This is a genomic window from Robbsia sp. KACC 23696 (assembly GCF_039852015.1).
Classification (GTDB): Bacteria; Pseudomonadota; Gammaproteobacteria; order Burkholderiales; family Burkholderiaceae; genus Robbsia.
This window is the reverse complement of sequence record NZ_CP156628.1, coordinates 1197152-1220225: the sequence shown is the minus strand read 5'-3', so window position 1 is coordinate 1220225 and position 23074 is coordinate 1197152. Positions and strand designations below refer to the sequence as shown.

Annotated in this window: 29 protein-coding genes and 1 tRNA gene; 2 read left to right on the top strand and 28 right to left on the bottom strand. The window is 60.8% G+C overall.

Annotation, left to right across the window (positions count from 1 at the left end):
• Nucleotides 1–7 precede the first annotated feature (7 nt).
• Nucleotides 8–331, bottom strand: a complete 324-nt coding sequence (locus tag ABEG21_RS26540) for a hypothetical protein (RefSeq protein ID WP_347558582.1) — start codon at nt 329–331, stop codon at nt 8–10.
• A 507-nt stretch (nt 332–838) separates the two neighbouring features.
• The gene (locus ABEG21_RS26535) at nt 839–1606 is read right to left on the bottom strand and encodes a hypothetical protein (RefSeq protein WP_347558581.1); all 768 of its coding nucleotides are present in this window, start codon (nt 1604–1606) and stop codon (nt 839–841) included.
• Between the two features lie 322 nt (nt 1607–1928).
• Here ABEG21_RS26535 and ABEG21_RS26530 point away from each other — a divergent pair, with 322 nt between their 5' ends.
• Nucleotides 1929–2273 (top strand): hypothetical protein, encoded by a 345-nt coding sequence (locus ABEG21_RS26530; RefSeq protein WP_347558580.1) that lies wholly within the window; start codon nt 1929–1931, stop codon nt 2271–2273.
• Between the two features lie 3 nt (nt 2274–2276).
• On the opposite strand, the gene ABEG21_RS26525 is transcribed toward ABEG21_RS26530, so the two are convergent.
• The 15 genes from ABEG21_RS26525 to ABEG21_RS26455 all read right to left on the bottom strand — a co-directional run bounded on the left by ABEG21_RS26525 (nt 2277) and on the right by ABEG21_RS26455 (nt 14504).
• Entirely contained in the window at nt 2277–2870 is a 594-nt protein-coding gene (locus ABEG21_RS26525) for a phage baseplate protein (protein WP_347558579.1), read from the bottom strand.
• Nucleotides 2870–4927: a hypothetical protein gene (locus ABEG21_RS26520; RefSeq protein ID WP_347558578.1), complete on the bottom strand. Its 2058-nt coding sequence runs from the start codon at nt 4925–4927 to the stop codon at nt 2870–2872. The genes ABEG21_RS26525 and ABEG21_RS26520 overlap by 1 nt, the downstream gene beginning before the upstream one ends.
• A 3-nt stretch (nt 4928–4930) precedes the next feature.
• On the bottom strand, nt 4931–5125 hold the full coding sequence (locus ABEG21_RS26515; RefSeq protein ID WP_347558577.1) for a transcription elongation factor GreA: 195 nt from the start codon (nt 5123–5125) through the stop codon (nt 4931–4933).
• 8 nt (nt 5126–5133) lie between these two features.
• A complete protein-coding gene (locus ABEG21_RS26510) occupies nt 5134–5556 on the bottom strand; it encodes a hypothetical protein (RefSeq protein ID WP_347558576.1) in 423 nt (140 codons plus the stop codon).
• The gene (locus ABEG21_RS26505) at nt 5556–5993 is read right to left on the bottom strand and encodes a hypothetical protein (RefSeq protein ID WP_347558575.1); all 438 of its coding nucleotides are present in this window, start codon (nt 5991–5993) and stop codon (nt 5556–5558) included. The genes ABEG21_RS26510 and ABEG21_RS26505 overlap by 1 nt, the downstream gene beginning before the upstream one ends.
• A 12-nt stretch (nt 5994–6005) precedes the next feature.
• Nucleotides 6006–7517 (bottom strand): DUF3383 domain-containing protein, encoded by a 1512-nt coding sequence (locus tag ABEG21_RS26500; protein ID WP_347558574.1) that lies wholly within the window; start codon nt 7515–7517, stop codon nt 6006–6008.
• A 101-nt stretch (nt 7518–7618) separates the two neighbouring features.
• Complete coding sequence (locus ABEG21_RS26495; protein WP_347558573.1) at nt 7619–8323, bottom strand: hypothetical protein; 705 nt, start codon at nt 8321–8323, stop codon at nt 7619–7621.
• Nucleotides 8320–8703, bottom strand: coding sequence for a hypothetical protein (locus tag ABEG21_RS26490; RefSeq protein ID WP_347558572.1), 384 nt, complete (start codon nt 8701–8703; stop codon nt 8320–8322). The genes ABEG21_RS26495 and ABEG21_RS26490 overlap by 4 nt, the downstream gene beginning before the upstream one ends.
• Nucleotides 8700–9281 (bottom strand): hypothetical protein, encoded by a 582-nt coding sequence (locus ABEG21_RS26485; RefSeq protein ID WP_347558571.1) that lies wholly within the window; start codon nt 9279–9281, stop codon nt 8700–8702. The genes ABEG21_RS26490 and ABEG21_RS26485 overlap by 4 nt, the downstream gene beginning before the upstream one ends.
• A 4-nt stretch (nt 9282–9285) precedes the next feature.
• Nucleotides 9286–9711, bottom strand: coding sequence for a DUF4054 domain-containing protein (locus ABEG21_RS26480; protein ID WP_347558570.1), 426 nt, complete (start codon nt 9709–9711; stop codon nt 9286–9288).
• Between the two features lie 2 nt (nt 9712–9713).
• Complete coding sequence (locus ABEG21_RS26475) at nt 9714–10199, bottom strand: hypothetical protein (RefSeq protein ID WP_347558569.1); 486 nt, start codon at nt 10197–10199, stop codon at nt 9714–9716.
• Between the two features lie 110 nt (nt 10200–10309).
• The gene (locus ABEG21_RS26470; RefSeq protein ID WP_347558568.1) at nt 10310–11410 is read right to left on the bottom strand and encodes a hypothetical protein; all 1101 of its coding nucleotides are present in this window, start codon (nt 11408–11410) and stop codon (nt 10310–10312) included.
• Nucleotides 11411–11486: 76 nt separating this feature from the next.
• Nucleotides 11487–12392, bottom strand: a complete 906-nt coding sequence (locus tag ABEG21_RS26465; RefSeq protein ID WP_347558567.1) for a hypothetical protein — start codon at nt 12390–12392, stop codon at nt 11487–11489.
• A gap of 31 nt (nt 12393–12423) precedes the next feature.
• Complete coding sequence (locus ABEG21_RS26460; protein ID WP_347558566.1) at nt 12424–14286, bottom strand: DUF2213 domain-containing protein; 1863 nt, start codon at nt 14284–14286, stop codon at nt 12424–12426.
• Between the two features lie 59 nt (nt 14287–14345).
• Entirely contained in the window at nt 14346–14504 is a 159-nt protein-coding gene (locus tag ABEG21_RS26455; protein ID WP_347558565.1) for a hypothetical protein, read from the bottom strand.
• Between the two features lie 69 nt (nt 14505–14573).
• Between ABEG21_RS26455 and ABEG21_RS26450 the strand changes: the two genes are divergently transcribed.
• Entirely contained in the window at nt 14574–14759 is a 186-nt protein-coding gene (locus tag ABEG21_RS26450) for a hypothetical protein (protein WP_347558564.1), read from the top strand.
• Here ABEG21_RS26450 and ABEG21_RS26445 read toward each other — a convergent pair.
• From ABEG21_RS26445 to ABEG21_RS26395, 11 genes are all read right to left on the bottom strand, one after another.
• Nucleotides 14737–15561, bottom strand: coding sequence for a phage minor head protein (locus ABEG21_RS26445; RefSeq protein ID WP_347558563.1), 825 nt, complete (start codon nt 15559–15561; stop codon nt 14737–14739). The two genes, ABEG21_RS26450 and ABEG21_RS26445, sit on opposite strands and share 23 nt — an antisense overlap.
• The gene (locus ABEG21_RS26440; RefSeq protein ID WP_347558562.1) at nt 15515–16891 is read right to left on the bottom strand and encodes a DUF1073 domain-containing protein; all 1377 of its coding nucleotides are present in this window, start codon (nt 16889–16891) and stop codon (nt 15515–15517) included. Before ABEG21_RS26440 ends, ABEG21_RS26445 begins: the two co-directional genes overlap by 47 nt.
• A gap of 221 nt (nt 16892–17112) precedes the next feature.
• Entirely contained in the window at nt 17113–18690 is a 1578-nt protein-coding gene (gene terL, locus ABEG21_RS26435; RefSeq protein ID WP_347558561.1) for a phage terminase large subunit, read from the bottom strand.
• Nucleotides 18647–19321, bottom strand: coding sequence for a hypothetical protein (locus ABEG21_RS26430; RefSeq protein ID WP_347558560.1), 675 nt, complete (start codon nt 19319–19321; stop codon nt 18647–18649). Before ABEG21_RS26430 ends, terL begins: the two co-directional genes overlap by 44 nt.
• A 36-nt stretch (nt 19322–19357) precedes the next feature.
• The gene (locus tag ABEG21_RS26425; protein WP_347558559.1) at nt 19358–19633 is read right to left on the bottom strand and encodes a hypothetical protein; all 276 of its coding nucleotides are present in this window, start codon (nt 19631–19633) and stop codon (nt 19358–19360) included.
• A 6-nt stretch (nt 19634–19639) separates the two neighbouring features.
• Nucleotides 19640–19987, bottom strand: a complete 348-nt coding sequence (locus tag ABEG21_RS26420; protein ID WP_347558558.1) for a hypothetical protein — start codon at nt 19985–19987, stop codon at nt 19640–19642.
• A 73-nt stretch (nt 19988–20060) separates the two neighbouring features.
• Nucleotides 20061–20324 (bottom strand): hypothetical protein, encoded by a 264-nt coding sequence (locus ABEG21_RS26415; protein WP_347558557.1) that lies wholly within the window; start codon nt 20322–20324, stop codon nt 20061–20063.
• A gap of 462 nt (nt 20325–20786) precedes the next feature.
• Nucleotides 20787–20874 (bottom strand) — tRNA-OTHER (locus tag ABEG21_RS26410).
• A gap of 35 nt (nt 20875–20909) precedes the next feature.
• A complete protein-coding gene (locus ABEG21_RS26405) occupies nt 20910–21200 on the bottom strand; it encodes a Lar family restriction alleviation protein (protein ID WP_347558556.1) in 291 nt (96 codons plus the stop codon).
• A gap of 17 nt (nt 21201–21217) precedes the next feature.
• Nucleotides 21218–21388 carry a hypothetical protein gene (locus tag ABEG21_RS26400; RefSeq protein ID WP_347558555.1) on the bottom strand — a complete coding sequence of 57 codons (171 nt, stop codon included), beginning with the start codon at nt 21386–21388 and terminating at the stop codon, nt 21218–21220.
• A gap of 649 nt (nt 21389–22037) precedes the next feature.
• Entirely contained in the window at nt 22038–22712 is a 675-nt protein-coding gene (locus ABEG21_RS26395) for a hypothetical protein (RefSeq protein ID WP_347558554.1), read from the bottom strand.
• Nucleotides 22713–23074 lie beyond the last annotated feature (362 nt).

Here is a 23074-nt window from a genome sequence, read left to right as displayed (position 1 = left end):
ACAGCTCCTATGCGACGTCCGTCGCTTCCAGATAGCACAACAGGTAACGCGTCCCTATGCCTGGCCGTGATGGATCAAGGCCCGTACTTGGTTGTGTCGTGGTTCCCTGGATGTCATAGAAAAATAGATCGCCCACGAAACCCAAATACGCGTCTCGCACTATTCGGTTCAGGTTCTGGCAAATGACGCCACCTATGATCAGCACGTCGCTAACGTACAGGTCGCAATAAAAGCCTGTGCTTTTTGCGTACAGATCAATCCTGCATGCCTGCCCGGCAAGCTGAACGTTCAGGGTCTGAGCGTCTTCATCGGCGATAGGGATGACTTGCATGTGCGCTCTCGCGTCAGCGCCTCATAGGCAACAAAAAACCCGCCGTAGCGGGTCCAGAAAAGCAAAAAGCCACCCGGCGGTGGCTATTTACGATGATTAATTGCTTGGCAATGCGGTCTCTCGTCGAATGGCGCAAATCGCTGACTCGGATTTGGATACACATTCGCGCGCCGTTCGCCCAGTAACCACGTCATCTATGACATAGTCTGCAATCCTTCGTCTCGCTCTCAACCATTGCAGAGAGCGAACCGCTTCTTGAAGATCGATAGCACACTCGTCTATTTGCGCTACCCATCTACCAAAAGCACTAATTACAGCTTTGTGAGAATCGGAGCCGGCGACGTCACTCGCGGTAACGTTAAACGGGAAAGGAGTCAGAACCTGCGACGAAAGAAGCGCTGCATAATAAGCCCGAGAAACTGAACTTCTTAAATCGGCTTCAGTTGGACTTGAGTCCAACAACTTTTTTGCAGTTGCAAGGAAGTCTTCGGGATCCATCGCCATCGGTCAAGCAACCTCCGCGTGCATGTCTTCCTCGAAAGCTTCGATCCGCACGCCAAACGAGCCCCATGGCATGTCTTCAATTTCCCGAAACAGTGCCGGCGTCAACTCCGAATCGAGTCGAGCTGCGTCTTCAACGCTTGCATGAACTAAAAACGTAATATAAATCCATGAATCACTAGGAACTAAGTTTGCCTCGGCCTTCGACACTTCGAGGTGCACCTTCCTTTCAAGAAGGAAACGCCGGACTATTCTGTGCGCCTTCTGCACTATAACTTCGTTCCCAACAATATCATCCAACCACATCTTTAGTTGGAGACGTTGTTTAGCAGAAGGATTTTCTTGCCCGGTAAGTTCGAAATATTTCTGATCCGAAGCAACCGCCTCGGAAAGTCTCCCAGCCTCAGCATAAAATCCAGCGAGGCTTGCGAGGATCCCTGGCGAACGCATCCCGCTTGAAAAAAGATGTTCCAAGTGTGCGGTAGCATCATCAAGTAGGTTCATGCGTGCCAAAGCGACGGCAAGATTCCGCTCGACATCGTGAGCATTGTCGAGGTATGACGCAGCGCGGAACCGTCGACGGACCTCCTCCACATCCCACCGAAGAACTGCGATCATGCCAAGGCATTGATGCGCCATTACAGCGTCAGTTTCCAAGCCGGCTTTCGCCTCACGCTCCCACTTCTTCAACTCAAAAGCTGAAGGCGTGCGCATGATCCCTCTCAGGGTTTCGAAAAGTTCAGAAGCTTTGGTTCTGGGGATTTTGGCAATCATTTATTTCGCTTGGCTACTTCGCGATGCCCAGGAGGGATCAAACGTGAGCCAAAATGTAAAACGCACCATATTAGTGCATGTACATATGGGAGTGTCTACGATTCCGTATCATACCAACGATACGGAATTTTGCTATACCTCATTAAGCCAATTTGTCAAGTGAAGTCAGCAAACCTGCAACCAAAAATTCAATCAGAACAGGCACTTGGCCGGCAGCCGGCCAGATCCGTTGCGGAACTGTGCTTTTCTCGCTATAACCGCCAATGAACAATTTCTGCCCAAATTATAGGCAAACCACTAACTTCACTCCGAGGATGACGCCTTGAAGGTCTTATGCCGCAGCTTCGTCGTTGCCCTTCTGATCTCCGCTTCCGGCCACGTAACCGCCCAGGTTTTAACAGGCAAAGCACGATTCTGCGCGGAGCTTTCCACCGTATATTTAGTGGCCGCGCAAAGCCGCGAAGGGCAGCAGAGTCCGCAAGATACCTACGCGGGTTTCGGTCGGAGCAATTTGCCTCGGGACCAGCTCACGGAAGCGCAAATCAAAAAGGCAATCAACAACACCTACTTCGTTCCCGCATTCCAGCAAGTTCCGTCTGATTTGATGTATCAAACCGTGAATGCCGCTTGCCTCGATAACGGACCGAAATACGAGCCGCTCCAATGACGATTACAGCAACGCAGCCAGCGCCGCCGTTTGCGCGCCGGTTGCAGCCTGCGGCTGCACGGTGCCGTTGCTCACCGTCGCCGCACCGCTCGGTTGCTGAGTGTTGGAAAAGGCGACCGATCCGGTCACCCGGATTTCCTCGAACCACAACTCGAGCGTCAGCAGACCAATGCCGCTGGTCGCCGTCTGCCGGTAGTCCACGTGCGTGACGTTCACGCTCCGATACACCTTCATCGGCGTAACGATATCGAACAACTCCAGCGACTCAGCCATTGCCATCACATCGGACAAGAACGCTGAGCGGACCGCGTCGGATCCGCCCTTGGTCATCTGCACCCGGGCGTCGTACGGCATCTGGACCTTGTTGTAACTGGCGAATGACCCTTCCTCCTGCGGATAGTTCGGCACCTGCCAATCGCGTTTGGCTTCGAGGCTGAGGATCGAGTCCGGGACGATCTGCATTACCCCGTTCAGGCCGATACCCCACTGTGGCCCCGACAGCAGCTTGAGCACGCTCGCCGCGTCGGAGGTCAGCAACGACGCGGTGTTGGTGACCTTCGCGACCTGGCCGAACAGCGCCGGAATTCCGTTTGCCATCAGCTCAATCCTGAATTTGCCTGTACAACGAACCCGTATTGCTTGACGGCCGGCCCGATGCTCTTCGCGACACCCTGCGCATCCGTCGCGCGGGTATGCACGTTGATCTCGGCGATCTGCACGTCGTGCGTGGTCACGCTGCCCCGGCCGCCGTTGGCGCGCTGCTCGCGCGCTACGTTCAGCGCGCGAGCCATCTCATCGACCGAAATGGACGCCTTGTTGTTGCCGACGCCGTCGTAATAGCTCTTGCCGGTCGCTGGGTTCGCAATGCTCGCCCACTCCATCGAGGCCGCCTTGATGGCCGCGCCGATATCGTTGCTCTTGCCGTTGATATAGTCGCCGATCGCCTTGCGCTTCTGGGTGACCAAGTACTCTTGGAAGATCCGGTCCTGGGTGCCCGAATCGAATTTCTCGTTTCCGGACAGCCCCATCGCCTTGACGGCAGCGGCCAGCGTGCCGCCGATCATCTGGTACTTCCCGGCAGCGTTGAATTTCCCGGACTGCTGCGCGGCCATGACCTGCGCCACCGTCATGTTCTGCAGGTCCTCCTTTCCGGCTGCATATCCGCCGGCCGCGCCGCGGTTGACGCTGTCGTACCCGCCTTCACCGCGCGAGATCAGATCCTCGATCGCCGACATCGGACCGGCGCCCCCAGCAGGCGCGCTCCACCCGGCGCCGGTCCCAGCGTCGATCGACGCAGCGCCTGGATCGTCGCTGTGCTTGCCGGTGATGGCGTCCCAAACCGCCTTTGCTCGATCCTCGACCCACGAGAAAGCGACGTGGAAAGCTGACTTGAACGCATCAAGCAGCACCGGACCGAGATTTTTGATCATTCCCACCCAGTCGGTGAAGAACTTGCCCAGATCGCCGAACATCCGGTCCCACGCACCCCGGATGTCGTCAGCATTGCCGGCGAACAACGCCCAGACGAACTTGAGCGAGTCTTGCGCGACTGTTGCCCAGTCCTTCCACACGGCAATGAGCTCGGCAAAGATCGGCTTCACGATCCCCGACAGAGACGCCCATTTGTCCGACAGGTATTGCCAGAAGCCTCCGAATGCCGATTGACCGCCACTCACCCACGCGCGCCAGTCGTCGTATAGCAAGCCGATCGCGACCACACCGGCGCCAATCGCCGCCGACATCGCGGCCAAGCCAGCGAGCGGCGCCGCGAGCACAAGCGCGAACGCGGTGACGGCTGCGGCGAGGCCCAGAAAAGTCGCTTCTACCGCGGGCCGGTGCGTCGCCGCCCATTCCGATAACCGGAGAAGCGCATTCGACAGCATCTGGATGTACGGCGATAGCGACGTCAGTATTTTCCGCCCCAGGTCCGTCGACGACTGCCCAAGCGAGCGCCAAGCCGCCTGCAGGCGCTGAGCAGAAGCCGCATCAGCGTCATTGGTGACGCCAATCTTTGCCTGCTCGGCCAGCAGCGCCATAACGGCGTCACGACCCTGCATCAGGACATTGATCGTGCCTTGGTCCAGTCCCATGCCAGCGCCAAGCGCCTGCGCGCGCGCCGGCGACATTCCCTTGAACGCGTCGGACAGCTCCAGCAATTTCTCGCTCATGGGCGTCGACGTGCTCATGAACCGTTGGATGTTCACGTGCGCCTGCGCCAGGAAGGGGATCATCGAAGACGTCCCGGTCAGCGCGAGCTGCTGCATCTCGCCGGAGATGTGCTGGATCGACCCCGCCATACCAGCCGCCGATCCACCAGCGCGCTCGGCCACGCCTTGCCACGCAGAGAACGACTCGGTGGACATGCCGACGTTCTTCGCCATCCGCCCGACAGCGGCATCGCTCAACACCACGTCGGACACGAACGACGACAGACCTTTGCCGGCGGTGAAAACGCCGAACAAGCCGAGAACCTGGGTTTTGATCTGGCTGAAGAACTGGGCGGCCTGCTTGCCGCGCGCCTCCAGCTCTTTGGCGGTCCGCTCCGCGTCGTCGCTCGTCTTCTTGAGCGCGGTCGAGGTGTCTTTCTGACCCTTGGTGAACCCACTCGCATCCAGCCCCAGTGCGACGACCAGGCTATCGATCACTGTGGCCATGCTTTACCCTTCCGCTCTGGATGCGATCTGCTTGTTGTATGCGTCGATCGCGATTATTTCGAGGAGGTCATAGACGTCCTCCATGCCCAACACCGTTTCCAGCTCCGCAAGCGTCGCTTTGCCAGAAGAAATCACCGTGCCGATCGTGCGCGGCACGTTGACGTAGTCGGCGTAATCCCTCCCGTCACCCAAATCCAAGTGCAGATTCAGCGGGCGACGGGAAAAGAAAAACCCGTGTGCAAGGTGAACAGCTCCTTCCGCAACGTCAGGCGCGTCATCACTTCTTCGATGTCGTCCTCGATCAGCGGGCCGACGCCGCCGCACCCGCGCTTGATCGCCGGGTTCTGCGGATCCGGGATAACGGCAACCATTGCGAACATTTCGTCCAGCAACGGTTCCGCGTCTTCGTACCGTAGACCGCCGAAGGCCTTCAGGCCCAGCATGGCAATGCCGGCCATGCCAGCGTTTGCGATATCGTCCGGCACCTCGACGCCCGACTTTGCCAAAGCGAGGATTGCGCGAATCGCCCACTTCTCCGCCTTCGACGGCGGCATCTCGTGGATGATGAACATCTTGCCTTTGTCGCGACCTTCCTTCTCGATCACGATCGTCTTTTCTTTCCGCGCCATCAGATGGGTACTCCGAGAGCAGTCTGCCATTTGATCTGGAACTTCCGCGGCTGCAGCGTCTTCTTCGCTTCAGCGAACGGCGTGTAGCTACTGAGCACGCCGCGCAGCAGCGGATAGCTCTTGCCCACGCTGGTTTGCGTCACGCTGCCGAAGCCGTACAGAATTTCCTGTGCCGCCTCCTGCGCCGCGTACCAAGCCTCGAAGAACGTGTTCGAGTCGCTATCCGCCTGCAGCGTGACGCCCATCGTCTTGATCTGCGGAATCCACCCGGCCGAGAGGACGCCATCGGCGCCCATCTTCAGCTCCGCCGTGTCAACAGCTTCCATTGAGTACATGTCGTCCTCGCTGAAGCCCTGCAACTGCTGCGGGACGGTGTAGAGGCCCGTGACGCCGATCAGAAGCACGCTGTTGGCGCTTGTGAGAGTTTTGTCTGCCATTTCTGCCTCTGATTATTGAACTGCGACCGCTGCCAGATTCAGCTTCTGAATCGACCCGCCATCGACGTACCACAGCGTGCAAGGCGGCGTGGCGCGAGCTGCACGCACCGCCGCCGTCGCAGCCAACACTTGCAGATACCAACCCTGGTTCTGAAGCGTCGTCGCGATGTTGGTGCCCGCGTCGTTGTTCACCTCGGCAATCTCCAAGGCCGACAACTCCACGTCAGCATCCATCATTCCGAAATTCACCGCCGCGGTGATGGGATCTTGATATGCCGCGCGCACAAGCGCGTATCCCACCGGGTCGTATGGCAAACTCTTGACCGACGTCAGCAGAGTCATCGCTGCCAGCTGAATCGCGTTTGTCAGCCAGATCTGGTTCGCATAGGCGTCCGCCCAGTCGAAGGTCCCCGAAATCGACCCCGGATAGAAGAAGATGAAACTGTCGTTCGCCGTCGCGTACGCGCCGTAGAAGTTGTAACCGTTGGCAATCAAGTTGTCCGCCACATCTTCGTCCGTGACGGTTGCAGTCAACCCAGACTGCGACTTGAAAGCCAGCGTGATCCGACCATTGAGTTCCGTGAAATCGATCGCTGCGATGGCTCCTGCGACGAAAGCCGCCAGACCCGTATTCTCCGGGTCGTAGGTCAAAACGACACCCGAGATGCCAGCCGCCTTGATCAACTGGCCCAGCGAGGACGACGCATTGGTCGACTCGGTCGCGGTGATGTCGGTGTCCCAGCACGAGTAGATGTAGCGATTGCTCTGCTGGCCGGTCCAGACCGAGAACAGCAACTTCTGCGCATTGCCTTCGCCGTCATCCGGATCGAACAGCGTCAGGAACGTGCACCAGTTCGTCGTTTGCTTGATGATCCCGGCCATTGTCGAGCTGGGCGTAGCGGGCGCAGCACCTTGCGACAGCACGGCGCCGGTGGCCGACGTCAGGAACAGCGAGGCAGCGAGGGTGCCAGTGGCGAACGCCATGGTCGACGCCGTACCGGTCGTCGCCGACGTGATCACGAACGCGCCAGAGACGCTGTCGTACGTTACTGCGAGCCCCGCGCCGCCCGACGCGTTCAGGTCGGTCGCGATCACCGCGGCCGCAGCCGAGAAGCTCGTCACTCCGGCGAGACTGACCGACGCGGCGCTATGCGCCACGCCATCGACTACAACGCTGAGCGAGCCCGACAGGGCCTGGAGTTGCGTGAGCGACAGGCCCGACGCCACGCCGCCGCGCAAATACGCCGACACGGCCACCTGATTGTATTGCGCGAAGAGCATTGCACCCGGCAGGACATTGCTTCCAACGAAACCGGCGAAGTAGATCGCTGCGTACGCCGCTTCGGGCGAATCGTCGCCGAAGTAGTCGCCGACGGCGTCCTTCGATGCGAACGAAGGAACGGTGCCGAGCGGGACGCGCGTATTGGTCGTCAGGACCAGGCCGTTGAGGTCCAGCGCGCTGCCACCGGCCGAGAGAACGCTGGCCACCGCACTGGCAATGGCGGAAGCTGGAATGCTAGGCATGGATGCTCCACGATAAAAACGGCCGATGCTCAGTGCGGCGGCCAGAAATGAAAAACCCGGCGCGCGGCCGGGTTCGTTTCGGAAATCTTCGTAATACGGTGCTACGCGACGCGTTTCAGATTGACTTCGAGCTCGTCGGCGAACTGTTGGGGAACGTTCAGGGTGGGCTTGACCTGCATGACCAGGTCGATGACCCACCGCTGCTCGACCTGCTGTTCGCCGTTGAAAAATGGCAACTGATGGGCGTCGGCCGCATATAGCGGTGCAACGCCGGTACCATCCATCGCCTGAACCGCGTAGCTGTCGCGAAACAGCGTCGTGATCAGCGCTGCGTTTTCGGCACTAGCCGGACCATGGACATCGAGTTGGATTGTCACCTCGGTGGACTGCTGGATACTCTTCGCACCGGCGGCCATTGTCTGCTGCGCGACCGTCTGCGATTTCGAAACCGTGTAGGTGCCCTCGGCCCCCGTGCCGCTGCCGGCGCGGGTGATGGTAGTGCCCGCTGCAACGCCCACACCAAAGAGCGTGCGGCCAACGACAATGGTGCCAATCCGGACCGCCGACACCGTCAATGTGGTGCCTGAGATCGAACCGGTGAAAGCCGCGTCGTCGTACTCGTCCACATTGGTGCTGAGTCGGCTGCGCAAGCCTGGCGTCATCACGACAAAGTCCGGTCCTTCCGGTTCCGGCACGCGGTTATCTTGCCCCCGCACCACCTCGATGCCATCCGGCAGGATGCCCAGCAAAAACGAGCGCACCGCGGCGAGCGTCTGGCTCTGCGTGATCGATATCGCGATATTCATGACGGCATCTGGCGCGTAACGCAGACCTTCACCCATCCTGCGGTCCCGTGCCAATCCTCAAGTTCCTGGGCGACGAGCCACTGCGTGCCATCGGGCAGCGAGAACAGGTCGCCGCCGCGCTGATCGGCGCGCATCACCGCCTGATAGTCGCCGTTGATGTACATCGCCTTACGCTCGCCCTGGATGTTCAGACCGTTGAGCTGCTGCAAGTCCTGAAACGTCAGAGGCTGCAACTGCACTTGCAGCGAGCCGAGACGGCAGTACTCCGGCACGCGCTCACCGTCAGGGTTCGTCGTGTAGCCCGAGGAGCGCTGCGCGGTCGCCCAGACCCATGGGTTGACAGCGGACACAGCAGGCCCGGCGATAGCATTGAGATTCAACTTTCCACCTCGTGGTCGACGCTGTTCAGCATGTGGCCCGACTCGATCAACGGATCGTCGAAGCCTTTCTTCGCAATCGTCGACTTCGCGTTCGGCGGGTCGTTGAAGTCTCGTATCGACTTCCGGAGCTGGCCCGCGACGCGCGCGCCGAAGCGGTCAAGCGCGACATCCGCGTCATAGTCAGCCGCCTTGATAATCTTTCCCAGATCCTTCGGCCAACCGCCTTTCTTCGCCTTGATCATCCCGCGGAAGAACTGCCGCGCTGGGACCACGACCGTGTATTCCTTGACGAAGTGATCCGTCTGGAAGTTCGCTTTGCTGGCCTTCACGAACCGGCCATTTTTGTTGAACGACCCGTCCGCTTTGATGCTGCGGTTGATGGACACGGTGTGCTCGGGCACGGTCACCGTGCCGCCGAATTCGTTCTGGGCTGCAATCTGCGCGACAGGGGTGCCATCCGGATAGGTCGCGCCCTCCAGAAAACCGACGTTCACCGAGTTGGACTTTCCGAGCTTTGCCGCGATCTCTTTTAATTTCGCTTCGAGCTCGGCGCCGCCTGAGAACGTCTTTCCTGCCATGTCGTCATCCGAAAGGATTCGCCGGCGGCACGTACGCGGGGACGTAACGCATCGATCGGTACTGCGCCGTTGCCTGCCAATACGCCAAACCGTATTTGGTCTGCGCGTACCACTGCGCGGACCCGGCCGGGACGTCCAACTGGGTCGCGACCGATACACTACCCTGCGTCGCGCTGCCGATGCGCCCGACGAGCGGCGACGGCTGGACGCCATTTAGGACGGCGTTCAGTGCAGCGATATGCGCCGTCACCATGTTGAGGAGCATCGACCGCCGCGCCAGATCCTGAACAACGCTGCGCGGGGTGTTGTCGCAATACAGCGTCGCCTCGCTGAAATAAATCTGCGCGAGGTCCGCTGGTACCGACGCAGCGAGTTCCGGATACCGCAGCGACCATGCCCCGTAATCGAAATCCACCGCACCGCCGGCCATGATTACGACGGCTTCCGGTGCTGATCGGATTCTTGCACGCCCCTGGGCAGCTTGTTGCGGTCGATGCGTTCGAGGCCTGACATGATCTCTTCGTGGTCTCGCGCCTTCGCCATCAAGCTCCCGCTCTGCTCGTGCGCAAAGATCAGATTGTTTTTGATGAAATCCGCGTCTTTATTCTGCTCCAACCATTCGTCCCAGAAGGCCTTCGGAATATCCCGCGTGATTGCGTACCCGAAATTGATCTGCTGGTGCGCGCCCTTATTTTGGGGGAACGAGTTCCCTTGAAAGACGAACTCCTTCGCGTCTCGGCGTTGCTGAGCGAGCTTGACCTCTCGCGTTCCGCCGCCCATCACCGGCTCATGCGTCTTCACGAAATCGTAAAGACGAGCCGTCAAGTCCATCGGCAGCTTCGATGCGACCACAACCGTCGCCGTCGACGCCACATCATTCTTTCGTTGTAACTGTGTCGTGCTTTCCTGCGTTGCCATATTGACCGCCTTGAATATTGAAAATGGAACCTATGGACAGACCGAGGAACGCGCGAAACCGGCGGTCAGTCCGGCTTATCGGGTGCGACCCTATCGCGCGTTGTACTACCTTAGACGCCGACCATCGTCGCCATTGCAAACGGCTGCCGCATGATGAAGCCGCTCGAGCCTTGCGACATCTTCTGCTTCCAGGACGACAGGTCCTGCACCACCGGGCCGGCGCGCAACTTGGCGTTGAACGAGCAGTAACCCGAGTCCTGGCCATTTGCTTGCGGCGCCCACAGCTGGACGATTTCGCCAGCGGCGGAGCCCTGCGGGTTCTGAGCAGTCAGCGCGCCATACTGCACGGCCGACTTGATTTCCAAGCCCGGGAAGTTCGTCTTCAGCAGCGCCGCCACGTTCACGTTGAAAGTGTTGGTTGCCGTCAGCGCACCCTCGCTGCGAGGCGACATGCCCAGCACGAATTTCGACTTCGTATTGATCCGGCCGGCGGATTGGTTGATCTCTTGAATCACCAGCGCCGCGATGTCGTTGTAGATCTCGTTGGCAGTCGCATTGAATGCATTGCCGCTCAACCAAGCAACGCCGCCCGCCGCCTTCGGGGCCGGCGCGATCGCGGCATACATCGCCGGATCGTTCAACGCGCCGTAGTTTTGCAAGCCAGCGACGCCCTTGAAGTACGTCAGGTTGCCGAACTTGTTCAAGCCGTCGATCGCCGCTTCCTTCTGCTCGGCGACGAAACCGATCTTAGCCAAGCCCGCGCGCTCGACCTCCAGATCGCCGTACTCCACGATCGTCTGATAGAGGTACGGCTGGCGCTCCGGGAAGTTGGTGTTGAGACCGGCGCGACCGTTGTTGTTGTAGTCGCCGTAACTCGACACCTCATAGGTGCGCTCGACCACAGGGAAGATGAGCGTCGAGGTCGTGAATTCACCCTTTTGCTTCTCTCCGAAGATCTCCGCACCTTCGTTCGCGGCCGTCAACACGCGAAGGATTTCCGGGTCGGTGAAGAACGTCATGTACGCCGGCACGCCGTTGTTCGGCGTCGTCACGAGCGCGGGCTGGGCATCCATTGCCAGCTCGAGGTTTTCCTTCCACTCCGGGCGGCAGAACATCTGCGCGCCAGGGAACTCGATGCCCCAGCGCTTGCGGTGGAAATCGAGCGCCGCGCGCTGGTCTTGCGGCGACATGTCATACGCCATTTTCGGCATGATCGTGATCCTTTTGGGCAATAAAAAAGCCGCGCATCGGCGGCTTCTTGCAACGGGTTGTAGGGAGTTGGCTGGATTAACCGTTCAGCCAGGTGGTCATCTTCACCAACTCGCCCGGTGCGGCGACCGAGGCGGCGACCCACTTCGTCTGCGTACCGGTGGCGACCGTGATCGCGCCCGATGCAGCCGTCTGGCCATTGTTCACAGCGTAGGTGCCTGCACCGCCCGCACCCGTGATCAAGCCCGTGACATACGTGCCAGCGGAGACGTTGGCGCCGGTCAGCGCATCGCCCAAGCCCAGCGTCCCGGACGTCACGGCCGAGACCGTCAGGACGCCACCGGACGCGGTGATCGTCTCGCTGGCCACCGTCTGAGCGGTGCCGCTGAGCGTGTAGGTGCCGACGCCGCCCGTGCCCGTACCGAGCGCCGAGATGGTCGTGCCGGCAGCGATACCGGTGCCCGTGATCGTCTGTCCAACGGCCAGCACACCCGACGTCACAGCCGTCACGGTCAGCGTATTGCCGGAAATCGAACCGGTCACCACGTTCGGTGCGATCGAGCCCGTCACCGCGGCGCCCGTCCAGTTGGCCCCGAACTGCACGCCGCCCGTCGAGTTGTTGGCGTAGGCCGCCTGGCCGATCGCAGTCGTCGTCAGACCTTCGTTCAGCACCCAGAAACCGCCGGCGCTGAACGCCGTCACCGCGAACCCTGCCGGCAAGATCAGAGACGCCTCGGCCAGATACGCCGTGATCAGGCTTTGCTGATCCCGATGAATGAAGCCAACCGGTGCGCCGCCGCCGTAGCTATTCAACATGCGCGGACTGACCGGATCCATCCAGGCGAACTTGCCGACCGTCAGACCATTCACGCCGGCGACGAACGCGCCTGGGCCGGCGTTGACCGTCGCGCGCGGATTCGAATCGCAGAAGTCACCTACAACCGCCGGTGCTGCCTGCACATTTACTTGTCGGGGAAAACCCATGTCCTACTCCTGATGTGTTGTGCAGGCCGGTTTAGTGACCGACGCGGTGCGCGTTCGGGAACATTTCGAGCAGCTCGGCAGTCGGCGCGGCATCGCTGGCGAGCGACGCCCGGCGTGGAACGGCTTCGCCCGGCTTCGGCTGAGCCACCAACACCGCCTTGTACGCACTCGGGTGGACGCCCTTGATGTCGACCTTCAGCGTTTCGAGGGCAGCCTTGTACACCGCCTCGGCACTGTCCATCGCTACCAGCTTGCCAACATACGGCTGCGCGATTTCTTCCGCTTCGGCGATCCCGCGCAAGCGGGCGATCGTCTTGTTCTCGGTGTCGCGGCGCGCGGCGTCCACAGCCAGCTTGATCGCGGCGTCCATTGCAGTCTTATCCACCTTCTCTCCATCGTCCTTTGCCGTCGGCAGCAGATCCTTATTTGCACCACCGCCGGGATTGGCATTTGCGGCGCCGGGGGTTTGAGGCGGCTCGTCGGCACTGCCGCCTGCGGGCGCGGGGGCCGGTGCTGCGGCCGGACGGTCCGACAGCTTCGCCTCGATCGCAGCCAGATCCTCGTCGCTGATCTTGCCGCGCAACATGTCGAGAATCTCCGCACACTTCGGATCCGTTGCGTCCTGGGACATGTCGTCGTTGTCGTCCGGCAGCTCAGCATCGAGCTTGTCGAGCAACTCGATCACCTGATCGATATCGGCGTCTTTGCCCAGCTTCGGCTTGATCGCAGCGACGATGCCCGGCTTTTTGTCCAGCCAGTTGCTCTTCTTCACGCCGGCGAGAACCGTGTTCAGATCGATCGCTGCGTCGGCGGCCATGATCGGCTTCAGGACAGCCAACAAGGCTCCCTTGGCCATGACAGCTTTTTTACTGAGAGACTTGCTCACTGTGCTAACTCCAAATGGATTGAGTGAATCTGCTACAAGAACATCGGGGCCCGCTCGCCCCTTCGGCACCAACGCGACGTGATTGCCGCGAATGTCACGCATCACGCCGTCGTAAGCGACGCCCTCATACGTGCCTGGCGTCATGTCGGCCCGGTAGTAGTAGGCGCAGCTCAGTTCCTGCTGCTCGCCGGTCTCGACGCCGCGGATCGCGCGACGCGCCCAGATGACGAGCGAGTTGTCGAGGTACGGCGCGACAAACGCCGCGTGCGTGCCCGTGGCGCCGACGACAGAGTTCGGCTGGTGGTCTGCCGCGCTGACAGCGATGTGCTCGTCGAGTAGCGGGAGGCCGTTCCACGTCGGCACCGACTTGGCAAGCTCCTCCGGATCCCGCAACAGCATGTAGATGCGGTCGGGGTCGAAGCCAAGCGTCTCGAACTCCGGAATTTCGTTCCCCCGATACGGACAGACCATGGCCTTCGAGATGTGACACACCTCGACGCGCATCCGGCCGTCTTCGTCGAAAATGCGCGCGCTCGCGCGATCGAAAGCCAGGTTGATGCCGGTCGGCACCAAAGCGGCATCCTTGGCGACAGCTGGCTTGTCGGCTGCGAGCGCCACGTCGATCGCATCCTTGACGCCCGGGTGCAGCGGTTCGGGTGGCGCCGTGAGTGGCGCCCACTTGAATGCCGTGTGCTCCTCGAGCTGCAGCTTCGGCGTGAATTTGCGAATCACGTCCATGCGGAACGTGACGAAATCGACGTCCTCGAAATCCTGAACGCTGTGCATGAGCTTCAGTTCGCCGTACGGCAGCGCGCCGATCTCCTCACGCGTCTCGCGTCGGGCCGTCTGTTCTGGCGTCTCTCCGCCGTCGGACTTCCCGCCCGGCAGGTCCCATTCGCCCGGGTGATTGGCGGTCGGCCCGCGGCGCAGAAACAGCGCTTCGCCCTGCGGTGTGACGAGACAGATGCCGGCGCCCTTGATCTTCGCGTCGTTGGCAGTCGTTGGCATGGATCGGGGCAATAAAAAAGCCCGCACGGCGGCGGGCATATAATTCGGGGATGCGATCGTTACTGGGCGGTGACGCGCACGCCTCGGCATAACACCTTGGCCGCGTAGAAGAGTGCGCGGTCGACACCGACGAACGGCAGCATGGCATACGCCGCGCAATAGGCGGCTGGCCTTGCCCACCAAGCGATTTTGGCCTTCACTGTGACTGTCGTTTGCATACTGACTTTCCTATGACCTACATTCCCGGGCGATACGAGGCGCTGTGCCGCGCACACACGATGCGGTCGATGCGCGACGAAGGCGCGACGGCCGTCACCATCGCAAAGCTTTACGGCCACACGCCCGAGAACGTCGCGATGCTGATTCGGTGGCACGAAAAGCTGTACCCGGTGATGCCCGAGGAACACGACATCCTCGACCAGTTCAGCCCGGACATGCCGCACAACGACATCATTCGTCGATCCCCGGAATAACGCACTGGCTGATGCACCTGCAACCGGGTTTCTGCCCCGGCCAGACGTACTCGCCGTCGATGTACATCCCTTTCTTGACGTTGTAGCGCTTCCCATCAACCGCTAGGTGGGACTTCCGCGGATGCTTCCCGCCGTGGCTGTGCAGCCACTTTGCCTCGTCTAGACCCAGCGCTTCCTGGCGCACCCGCATCATGCTCGCGGTCGCCTTGTTGTTTTGATCGAGCGCGATGAACGCTGCGCGGCGCTTGGTGATTGCGTAACGCTGCTCGAGTTCCTGGGTCAGCGTGCCCAGATCGCGGCCCGCGCTGACGCTACGCATCACCATGCCCTGGACGTCGGCCAGGTGCTTCGATGCGATTGATTTGATCAGGCCGATCTGCTCGCCAATGGTCGCCTGCATCACGTCGTTCGTGACTTTCGTCATCGAGAACTCGACCGTGAACCCGGCTTTCTTCAGCGCACCCTTTAGGGCCGCGTCTGTGGTGCTGGCCGCGCGCTTCGTGAAGTACTTCGCCAATTCCGGCGCCGCATCGTCGAACCGCTTCTGCCACCGGCTCGACAGCCGTTGCACCGCTTGGCGCAGCGCCATGGCCGGACTGGCATCCTGCGCGATCTCGGGCGCATTGGCGCGATAGGACGCTTTCAGCCAATACAGCAGGCTGACGTGCATCTCGTCGATCAGCCGGTCCAACTGCTTTTGATACGCGGCGCGCAATCCCGCATTGGGGTGCAACGCCGGCAGGACGATCGCTTTCTTAGTCGGCGAGCGCAGCTTCATGGGAGCTCTCCGCCTGCGGCTCATTCTCGTACGGGTCCAGGCCTTCTTCGTTCGGCCCAGGCTCGCCACCGCTCGTGACCGGTTCCGGCAGTTCCTGAGTGAGATCCAGCCCGCTGTACGGCGAATCCTCCTCGTTGGCGATACGCTTACGCGACTCTTCCGGCAGCAACACGGCCGCTTCGATCAGCACCTGATCCGTCTCGGCATTCGTCTTTCGAATCGTTGCCTGCTCGACCTCGCTGACCACTCGCATCGGGTTCCAGATGAAGCCGATATCTGGATCGATCTCCCCGAACAGCGATAACTGCACCAAATTCAGGATTTTCGACACGGCGGGCGTGTAGATCTCCTGGTTCGCGGAGGCGGTGTCTTGAAACACCTCGATTTCGCCTTCGCTCGACGCATTCAGCCCGGCCGGCGTGATGCCGGTCAGGTAGACCAGCGGCAAGCCTGACGGCGCGCACTGCTGCTCTTGCGACTGCGCCTGCAGCTTGTCCAAGCCACCGAGCGGGACCGAGATATTATCGAAATCCTCGGAATCCTTGTTGATCGCGTTGACGCCGTGATTGTCACGGGCCAAGTTGAACATCTGGAGCCGGTTGAAGAACTCCGTCAGCCCGTCCGGCGTCATGATCTGCGACATGTCGGTCTTGAGCGTCCAGACCGTGAACGCATGCACCAGGTCGGAGACCGACTGGCGCGTACGCAACCAGTTGTCGACGTACGGCTTCATCATCTGGGCCAGCGACAGCCCGGAGAACGCGTACGCCGGCTTCAGGATATCCGGCACATCGCGCGTGATGATGGTCAGCAGACGGCTGGAATGCACCTCGGTGCCCATTACGAACCAGCTCGTCGGCTTGTAAAACGTCGGATCGAGCGGATTGTCGGCGTTGTACCGGTTCGGGTAGCTCCAGATCGGCTCGACGACCGTCAGGCGCTGTATGGAGCCCTTGCCGACCTTCGCCGCCGACTCGACGAGTTCCATCTTGAGCTCGCCGCTGTTTTGCTTGGCGATCGGTGCGCCCGTATCGATGAAGATCTGCGAGCGTCCAAACTGCCCGTCTTGCTGGATCGCTTCGCGGAAAACTGCCTGCACGTTCAGCCGCTTGAATTCAGCCTCGATGCGCTTGATCTTCTGCGTCTTGTCGACTTCGCCAGACGCCTGGATCTTGATCCACTTGCGCGTCATTTCGCGCGCGTAGACCTCGGCGGGCCGACGAAACTCCGGGATCTGCGCCCAGTTGGCCAGCGTCGCGAAACCAGGAAACGCGTAGCCGTTACCGAACGCCGAGCTGACGTCCTCGATGACGCCCATGCCGGCAGCGGCGCGAGCGTCGAAGCCGGCATCCATCGCGATCTTCGGCGCGGTGCGGTCGCTCGGCAACACACCCTTCATGGGTACATACGGCGCGAAGACGTCGATCGGCGTGGCGTATTCGGCTGCCGTTTCCTTCGCGCGAGCACGAAGCAACGCCTCAACCGTGACCTTGACCGCAGGCGCAGCTTTCCGAGGCTGGACCGTCGGCGTGACGCGCCGCGCGGCCAACCATTCGGATTTTCTTTGCTTGCGAGTCATCGAGTCGTGCCCAGTCTGGCGAATTGTTTCAGTGCGTCGGTGGTGACTTTGATCGGCTGCGCGCCGCCGAGCATGTCCGCGATCGCATCCAGCATCGGATCGATCTGATCGTCATGAGCGTGCGTGTCGTCGGGCATGAACGCCTCGCACTCTTGGGTAAAGTCGCTCACCCAAGGCGCCTCCTCCGGGATGCACACGTTTCCAGCGTCGATCTGCGGCACGCCGTCCATTACCCGGGTGAGCTTGTCCTTGTTCCGTTCAATGCCCTCGATCGGCACGCGGCCGCCCGATTTGATGTCCTGGATCAGGCCTGTCCCGCTCGCCTTGTCTTCGACGCGCATCTGGCGCAGCGCAGGCGCGTCCGGGTCGCCGACACCGATGGCGAGATGCTTGTTCCAAAAGTCGATCGCTTTACGCTTCAGCTCCGGCGCTTCCCACTTCCCGCGGATGAGGTCGATCAGATAGATCCGGTTGTCCTGGCCCATACCCCAGCATTGAAAAACGCTGTAGTCGTTCCGCTCTGCCGTCTTCTGTGCCGTGTCCGCGTAGATCTTCCGATATTTCAGCTTCGGCAAGATTGCGTAGCGGGTGAACTTCGCCGGCTTGATGATGCCGCCGCCCAGCGGGTTCGGCCGCTGCATGTATTGGCCGCTGAACACGTACTTGTCAGCGACTTCCAATGCCAGCAGGTCTTGCAGCGGCTCCTTGTACGGCCAGTAGCTGAACCGGCCGTCCTCGTCCTTCTCGCCTACCTCGACATTCTCGCGGATGTGCTCCGGAAGCCGCGCAACGTAATCGTCGTCGATCAGCGCCGGAATCTCGATGAATTCCCAATCGCCCGGTACCTTCCCGGCCTTGATAAAGCCCGTCGGGTCTTCCTCGGCCAAGCGCTGCATGATCACGATGATCGGCGTGTCCGGGTTCGCTTTCCGGCTCTTGACCGTCGAAACCAATTTGCGGTTCGCCTTGTCACGATTCGCCTTGCTATATGCGTCCTCGACCTTGAGCGGGTCATCGATGATGATCGCGCCTTGCCACCCTGGCGCCATGTGACCGGCCCGGAAACCGGTGATCTGGCCGCCGAGGGACACGGCATAGACACCGCCGGCACGCTTGCCGTCCAGCATCACGTTCCAGCGCTTCTTCGACTTCGAGTCAGCTGCGATAGACAGCGGCCAGAGCGACTGGTATTCGTACGACGCCACGATCTCGCGCGCCGCCTCGGAGTTGAGTAGCGCCAAATCGTCCGAATACGAGATGTGCAGAAAGCGCGCACGCGGGTTGAGCGCCAGTCCGCGCGCCATCAGGTTGACCGCGACCAACTCGGTCTTGGACGAGCCCGGCGGCACATTGATTACGACGTTCTTCGTCGTGCCGTCGATTACGCGCTGCACGACGTCGCAGATCGACCGATGGTGCCAATTCCGGAGAAACTTGTTCCCCTGCCGGTGCTTGAAGAAATACCGGGAGAAAAACAGATGGTCTGACTCGCAAAGCTCCCGAATTACCAGCCGTTCCAGCTCCTCAACACTAATAGTCGAGTTCGAGCTTTCGGACGGTTGCGGCGACTGCATCTTGAATAACCACCGTCGTGTTCTGGATAAACTGCGCCGGGTTTGGCGGCGGAGGTGGCGGCGGACCGTCGCCAGGGTCCACCATCCCGAACACCTCTCGCTCCAGCGTCACCAAGATGCGAAGCGTCTCGGCCAGCTTTTTCATGCTGTCGATCCGGCTGGGCACCGACAGTACCTTTCCGTAGACCTCTCGACGCCGATCAGGCGACGACTCGTCCTCGCCCCGCAATATTTCTTCCAACTGCCCCAACAGCTCTTGCTTACCGGTGAGGGTTTCGACCTCCTCCAGTAGCTGCATCGCCAACCTACGCGCGCGTCCAACATCCTTGCGCTGCGTAAGGAGAACGTTCGCCATTGCCAGCGCATTGTCGGCAATGATCTGCTTGTCGGTTACCGCTTGCGGGGTGGTAACCGGCGTGGTAACCACGCTGCTGGTAACCAGCGATTCGGCCTTCGCGCGGATCTTCGCCCCAAGGTCCCGCGTCCATCCATCTCGCTTAGCGCGCTTGGCTATCGCGACGTGCGAAACGCCTTGCGAGGCGGCGATCTCCCGGACCGACAACAAGCCAGCCCGGTAGTCGGCCTCAATGCGCTCCCAATCCGGCGCGGCTTTCTGTTCCTGCGCCATCATGTTTCCTCAGGCCGCCGCGGGAGCGACGGCCGTCCTTCAGTTGAACAAGCGCCAGAGGCGCCGCACTTCAGCATCCTCGGTGGCGCCGAAATCAGCAAGCCGCTGCCACATCACCCGCAGATAGACCAAGCGCACCTCAGCTTCTCGCAGCGCTTCGTCTTCCTGCAGCCGTGCCCAGAGCCGGCAGATCTCGGCGTCGTGGTGTACCTCATACCGGCGCAAGCGCTGCCACAGCTCCTCGCTACAGTCGGGCGCCGCGCGGATGACGGCGCCCGAGATCGAAGCCAACGGCACATACGTTCCGTTAGCCATCGCCGCTTACTCCGCGGTGACGGTGGCCGTCAAACTGGCCAGCGGGGTGTAGGTGGCGGCAGCCGGCGGCGTGACCGGCTGACCATCGACGAACGACGTCTTCACCGCGTCACCGAGCAACGCACCGGTCGAATCCAGGAACTGGGCGGTGGCGTCGAACGTGCCGTCGGCCACGCCCGTGAATTCGGCTTCCAGGCCGTCGACGTCCTGCGTCTGCACCACGGCGCCGGTCGAGTCCAGGATCGTGAATCGCGTCTTGCCCTGCTCCACGCCATCCGGCAGCGCGGCGGTCGGGACAACACCATCGGTGCCGGCGACGGCCAGCGCAGCAATCAAAGCGACTTTCCAGGTCATGCTCTTCTCCAGAGGGGGAATAAAAAGAACGCCCGCCGTACGGGGCGGGCGTTTAACGGGGTCGGTACAGGTATCAGTCGGGCGCTTCCGTGAAGGTCACGTAGTACTTCTTGCCCGGCTCGAAGAAGGCGGCCGCGTCAGGATTGCGGATCGTCAGATCGACGGAGCCGTTCGGCGTCCAGTGACCGAAGATCGCGTTCTCGCTGGCGCGCTGCGCCTCGGTGGAGCCCTCCCACACCGCGCCAAGTCGAATCTGCGCAAGATGCGGTTGTTCCAGATCGTTCTGCTGCGGGTGGGATTCATTGCTGTGGCACTGCATTTTGCTGGCGACGGACATGCTCTGCTCCTGTAGATCGCCCTCAGGCGGTAGACAGGCCTTTGTCTTACGGTCTTGCAGCCTGATGCGGACACTCAGCGAAATCGCCAACCCGTCGCCCGAATAGGACGCGATCACCCGGCCACGCCGGCAGTCTGCGATTTCGCTGAAGGCCCAGAAACGACAAAGCCCCGCACGAGGAACCGGCGGGGCTTCAAATTGGCACCGGGATTCGCACCCAGTTACGGACATATTCGACCGCCTAACTCTTCGGCGAAACGCATCCCGAGTCGCTTGTCTGCTGCTCCGTACAGCCTGCTTTTGGAGAGTGGCCGGCGCTGATCTCCGGCTTGCCGCGGCCCAGTTCAGCCACGAACCACAAAGAGCCTGCGACGAAGGGGGCTGGGTCTTCCGGGCCGGCGAGTCCCGGCTCAACGTTCGCTGCCGTCTCATCTGAGCATCAGCCTGCTCATTCACTCTCTGCACCGGGGGCTGGATTCGAACCAGCGACCTTGGGGTTCGCCATTTAAGGCTATGCCCCACGCTCTGAACCAACTGAAGCTACCCCGGTGCAGAAAGCCCCAGCGCTTACCCAGCTGGGGCAGGTCATTCGGTCGCTCCAAGCGTTGGTCGGTCGTACAAATCCCGATGCCTACCGTCGCGCAGCTGCCAGAGGTCGATTGCTTGTCGTTCCAGTGCGTTGCAGCCGGCACGGTCATGCACAATGTCATCGACGGACGGTCCTTGCGCGCCGCACTCGTGGCAGAAGACAAACGCCTCGGCGTAGAGCCCACCGGGGCCAGCCATTTCCTCGTCCGGAAACTCGCCGCCGCCAACGCCGCGAACACGAACAGGTACCGGGGGTCCCTCACAAAACGGGCATGAGCTGAGTTTCATCGCGGCATCCACCTATCTCACCCCATCGCGCGCCGGATCCATTGATCCGAGACCTGGCCGGCGATCATGACGTCGACGAGGCTGCCGTCCGCTCGCTCATGCCGGTGAATCCGGTAAGTCGTATATTCCGGCGAGTCGCCGAATTCGTCGTTCGTCTCGACGCGGAAGACGAGCGCACCATCGGACACACAGATTTCCTTGCCGTCTGCCGACCCACCGAAGAATCGCAAAATGTTTCTAATCCTCGTCGCAGATTGACTCAGCGGTATCGAGAAAGGCATGTGCAAGACACTCGAGCACCACCGGGTCGTTCAACTTCCTCGCATCTTGCTGGACAGTTTGGTTGTTCAACTCGACCTCCCAGGAATCGTATCCGTCACGAGCCGCAGTTTTAATTCGGCGGGCATCGAACGCAACGGATAGCTTCATACCCCCGACGCCCATGCTTAGAGCGAATGCAGCATGAACGCTCCCGTTACTCGTTACCTCAATCCCATTCCGCCCTTCGCTGATTTCAAGCACACCGGGAGGGCAACTCATCGCACTAGTCAATTGCTCTATCAACGTATACAGCTGAAAACGCAAATCATGCTTCGAATCCCTCTTCGTACTCGGGCTGTCTCGAAATGCCTGGACTACCTGATCGTATGAAACCATCGTCGCCACCCGCTTAAAAATATTGGAATGGCGATTATGAGCCAGACGCACCCCGCTACTCGAATAAAGTGTTGCGTAAATACAAAAGCCCCGCGACGTTGGTCAGCAGGGCTTTCTTGAGGGCACTTCTCGAATCTGGTGAAAATGTACACCTTGCCCGCCAAGTTTACAACTGCTTTTTCACAAGACGGGCTGCAATTCTTCTGAGAAAACAACGCCGTCTCGCTGGAACATTGGCGTGAGGCGCTGTACCGCGTTTTGTTCCAGTTCCCGCAAGCGTTTGCGGACCTTGAATGCCGTGCGTTCCAACGTCCGTACCGCGTACCCGCTCTCGCGCGCGATAGACGCGTAAGAAAATTCCGCCTCTCGCTGCTGAGGGAATGCATGGCCGGCGATCAGCGCCATGATCGTATTCCGATCGGTCACGGCGGTACCAACGTCCGAGCGCAGCTTCGAGGCCATCTCGAACACACCCCGCTTCCACTCGGCCGACGGCGGCACTCCCGGCGATGCAGATTGGCCGGCCTTGGGCGGCCGCGCCGGGATGCCGCGCGCGTAGCGGATCCAGATAGCGTTCCGCTCGTCCTGCGGCAGTTGGTCCTTGACGGCCGCGATCACCATAGCGCATTGGCCGCGCACCTCGTCACCCGTCAACCCCTCGAAATTAATCGTGCTCTCGGTGCGGGTGCCGCGCAGATACTCGAGCGTCGCTTCTTGACGCGCAGTCAGGTCACCCACCTGCTCGAGCGCCTGGATCAGCGCCAAGCGAAACGTGTTCTTCTGACGCGACGGCAGCGATATGACCATGAAGCTCACATGCAGCGCCTGCTCCACGCTCTCGAAAATCGCATCCATCTATCGCTTCTCCTCAATGTAACTGTCGCATCGCCGGGTCTTCTTGACGCTCATCTGCGCCTTGCGGCGACGGCGCCGGCACGCCGCCGCGTTCTCTCCAAACAACCTGGTGGTGATCAACGACACGCATCCGGCGCAGGTCTTCTCCTCGCGCCGGATCAGGATAACGAGCGGGTCGCCTTTCTCCCATAGACGTTCACCATCGTCTGTCACTTACCCACCTCAGCGCTGCGGACGTACGGGGCAGGCATAGGCGGGTAAATTGGCCTGTCTAAGGTGACCTTCCCTTCAGCCAGATCAATGACATCCCGGTAGGTCGCGTCCCGCCATAAACGGCCATATTCGCGGAACGGATAGAACAA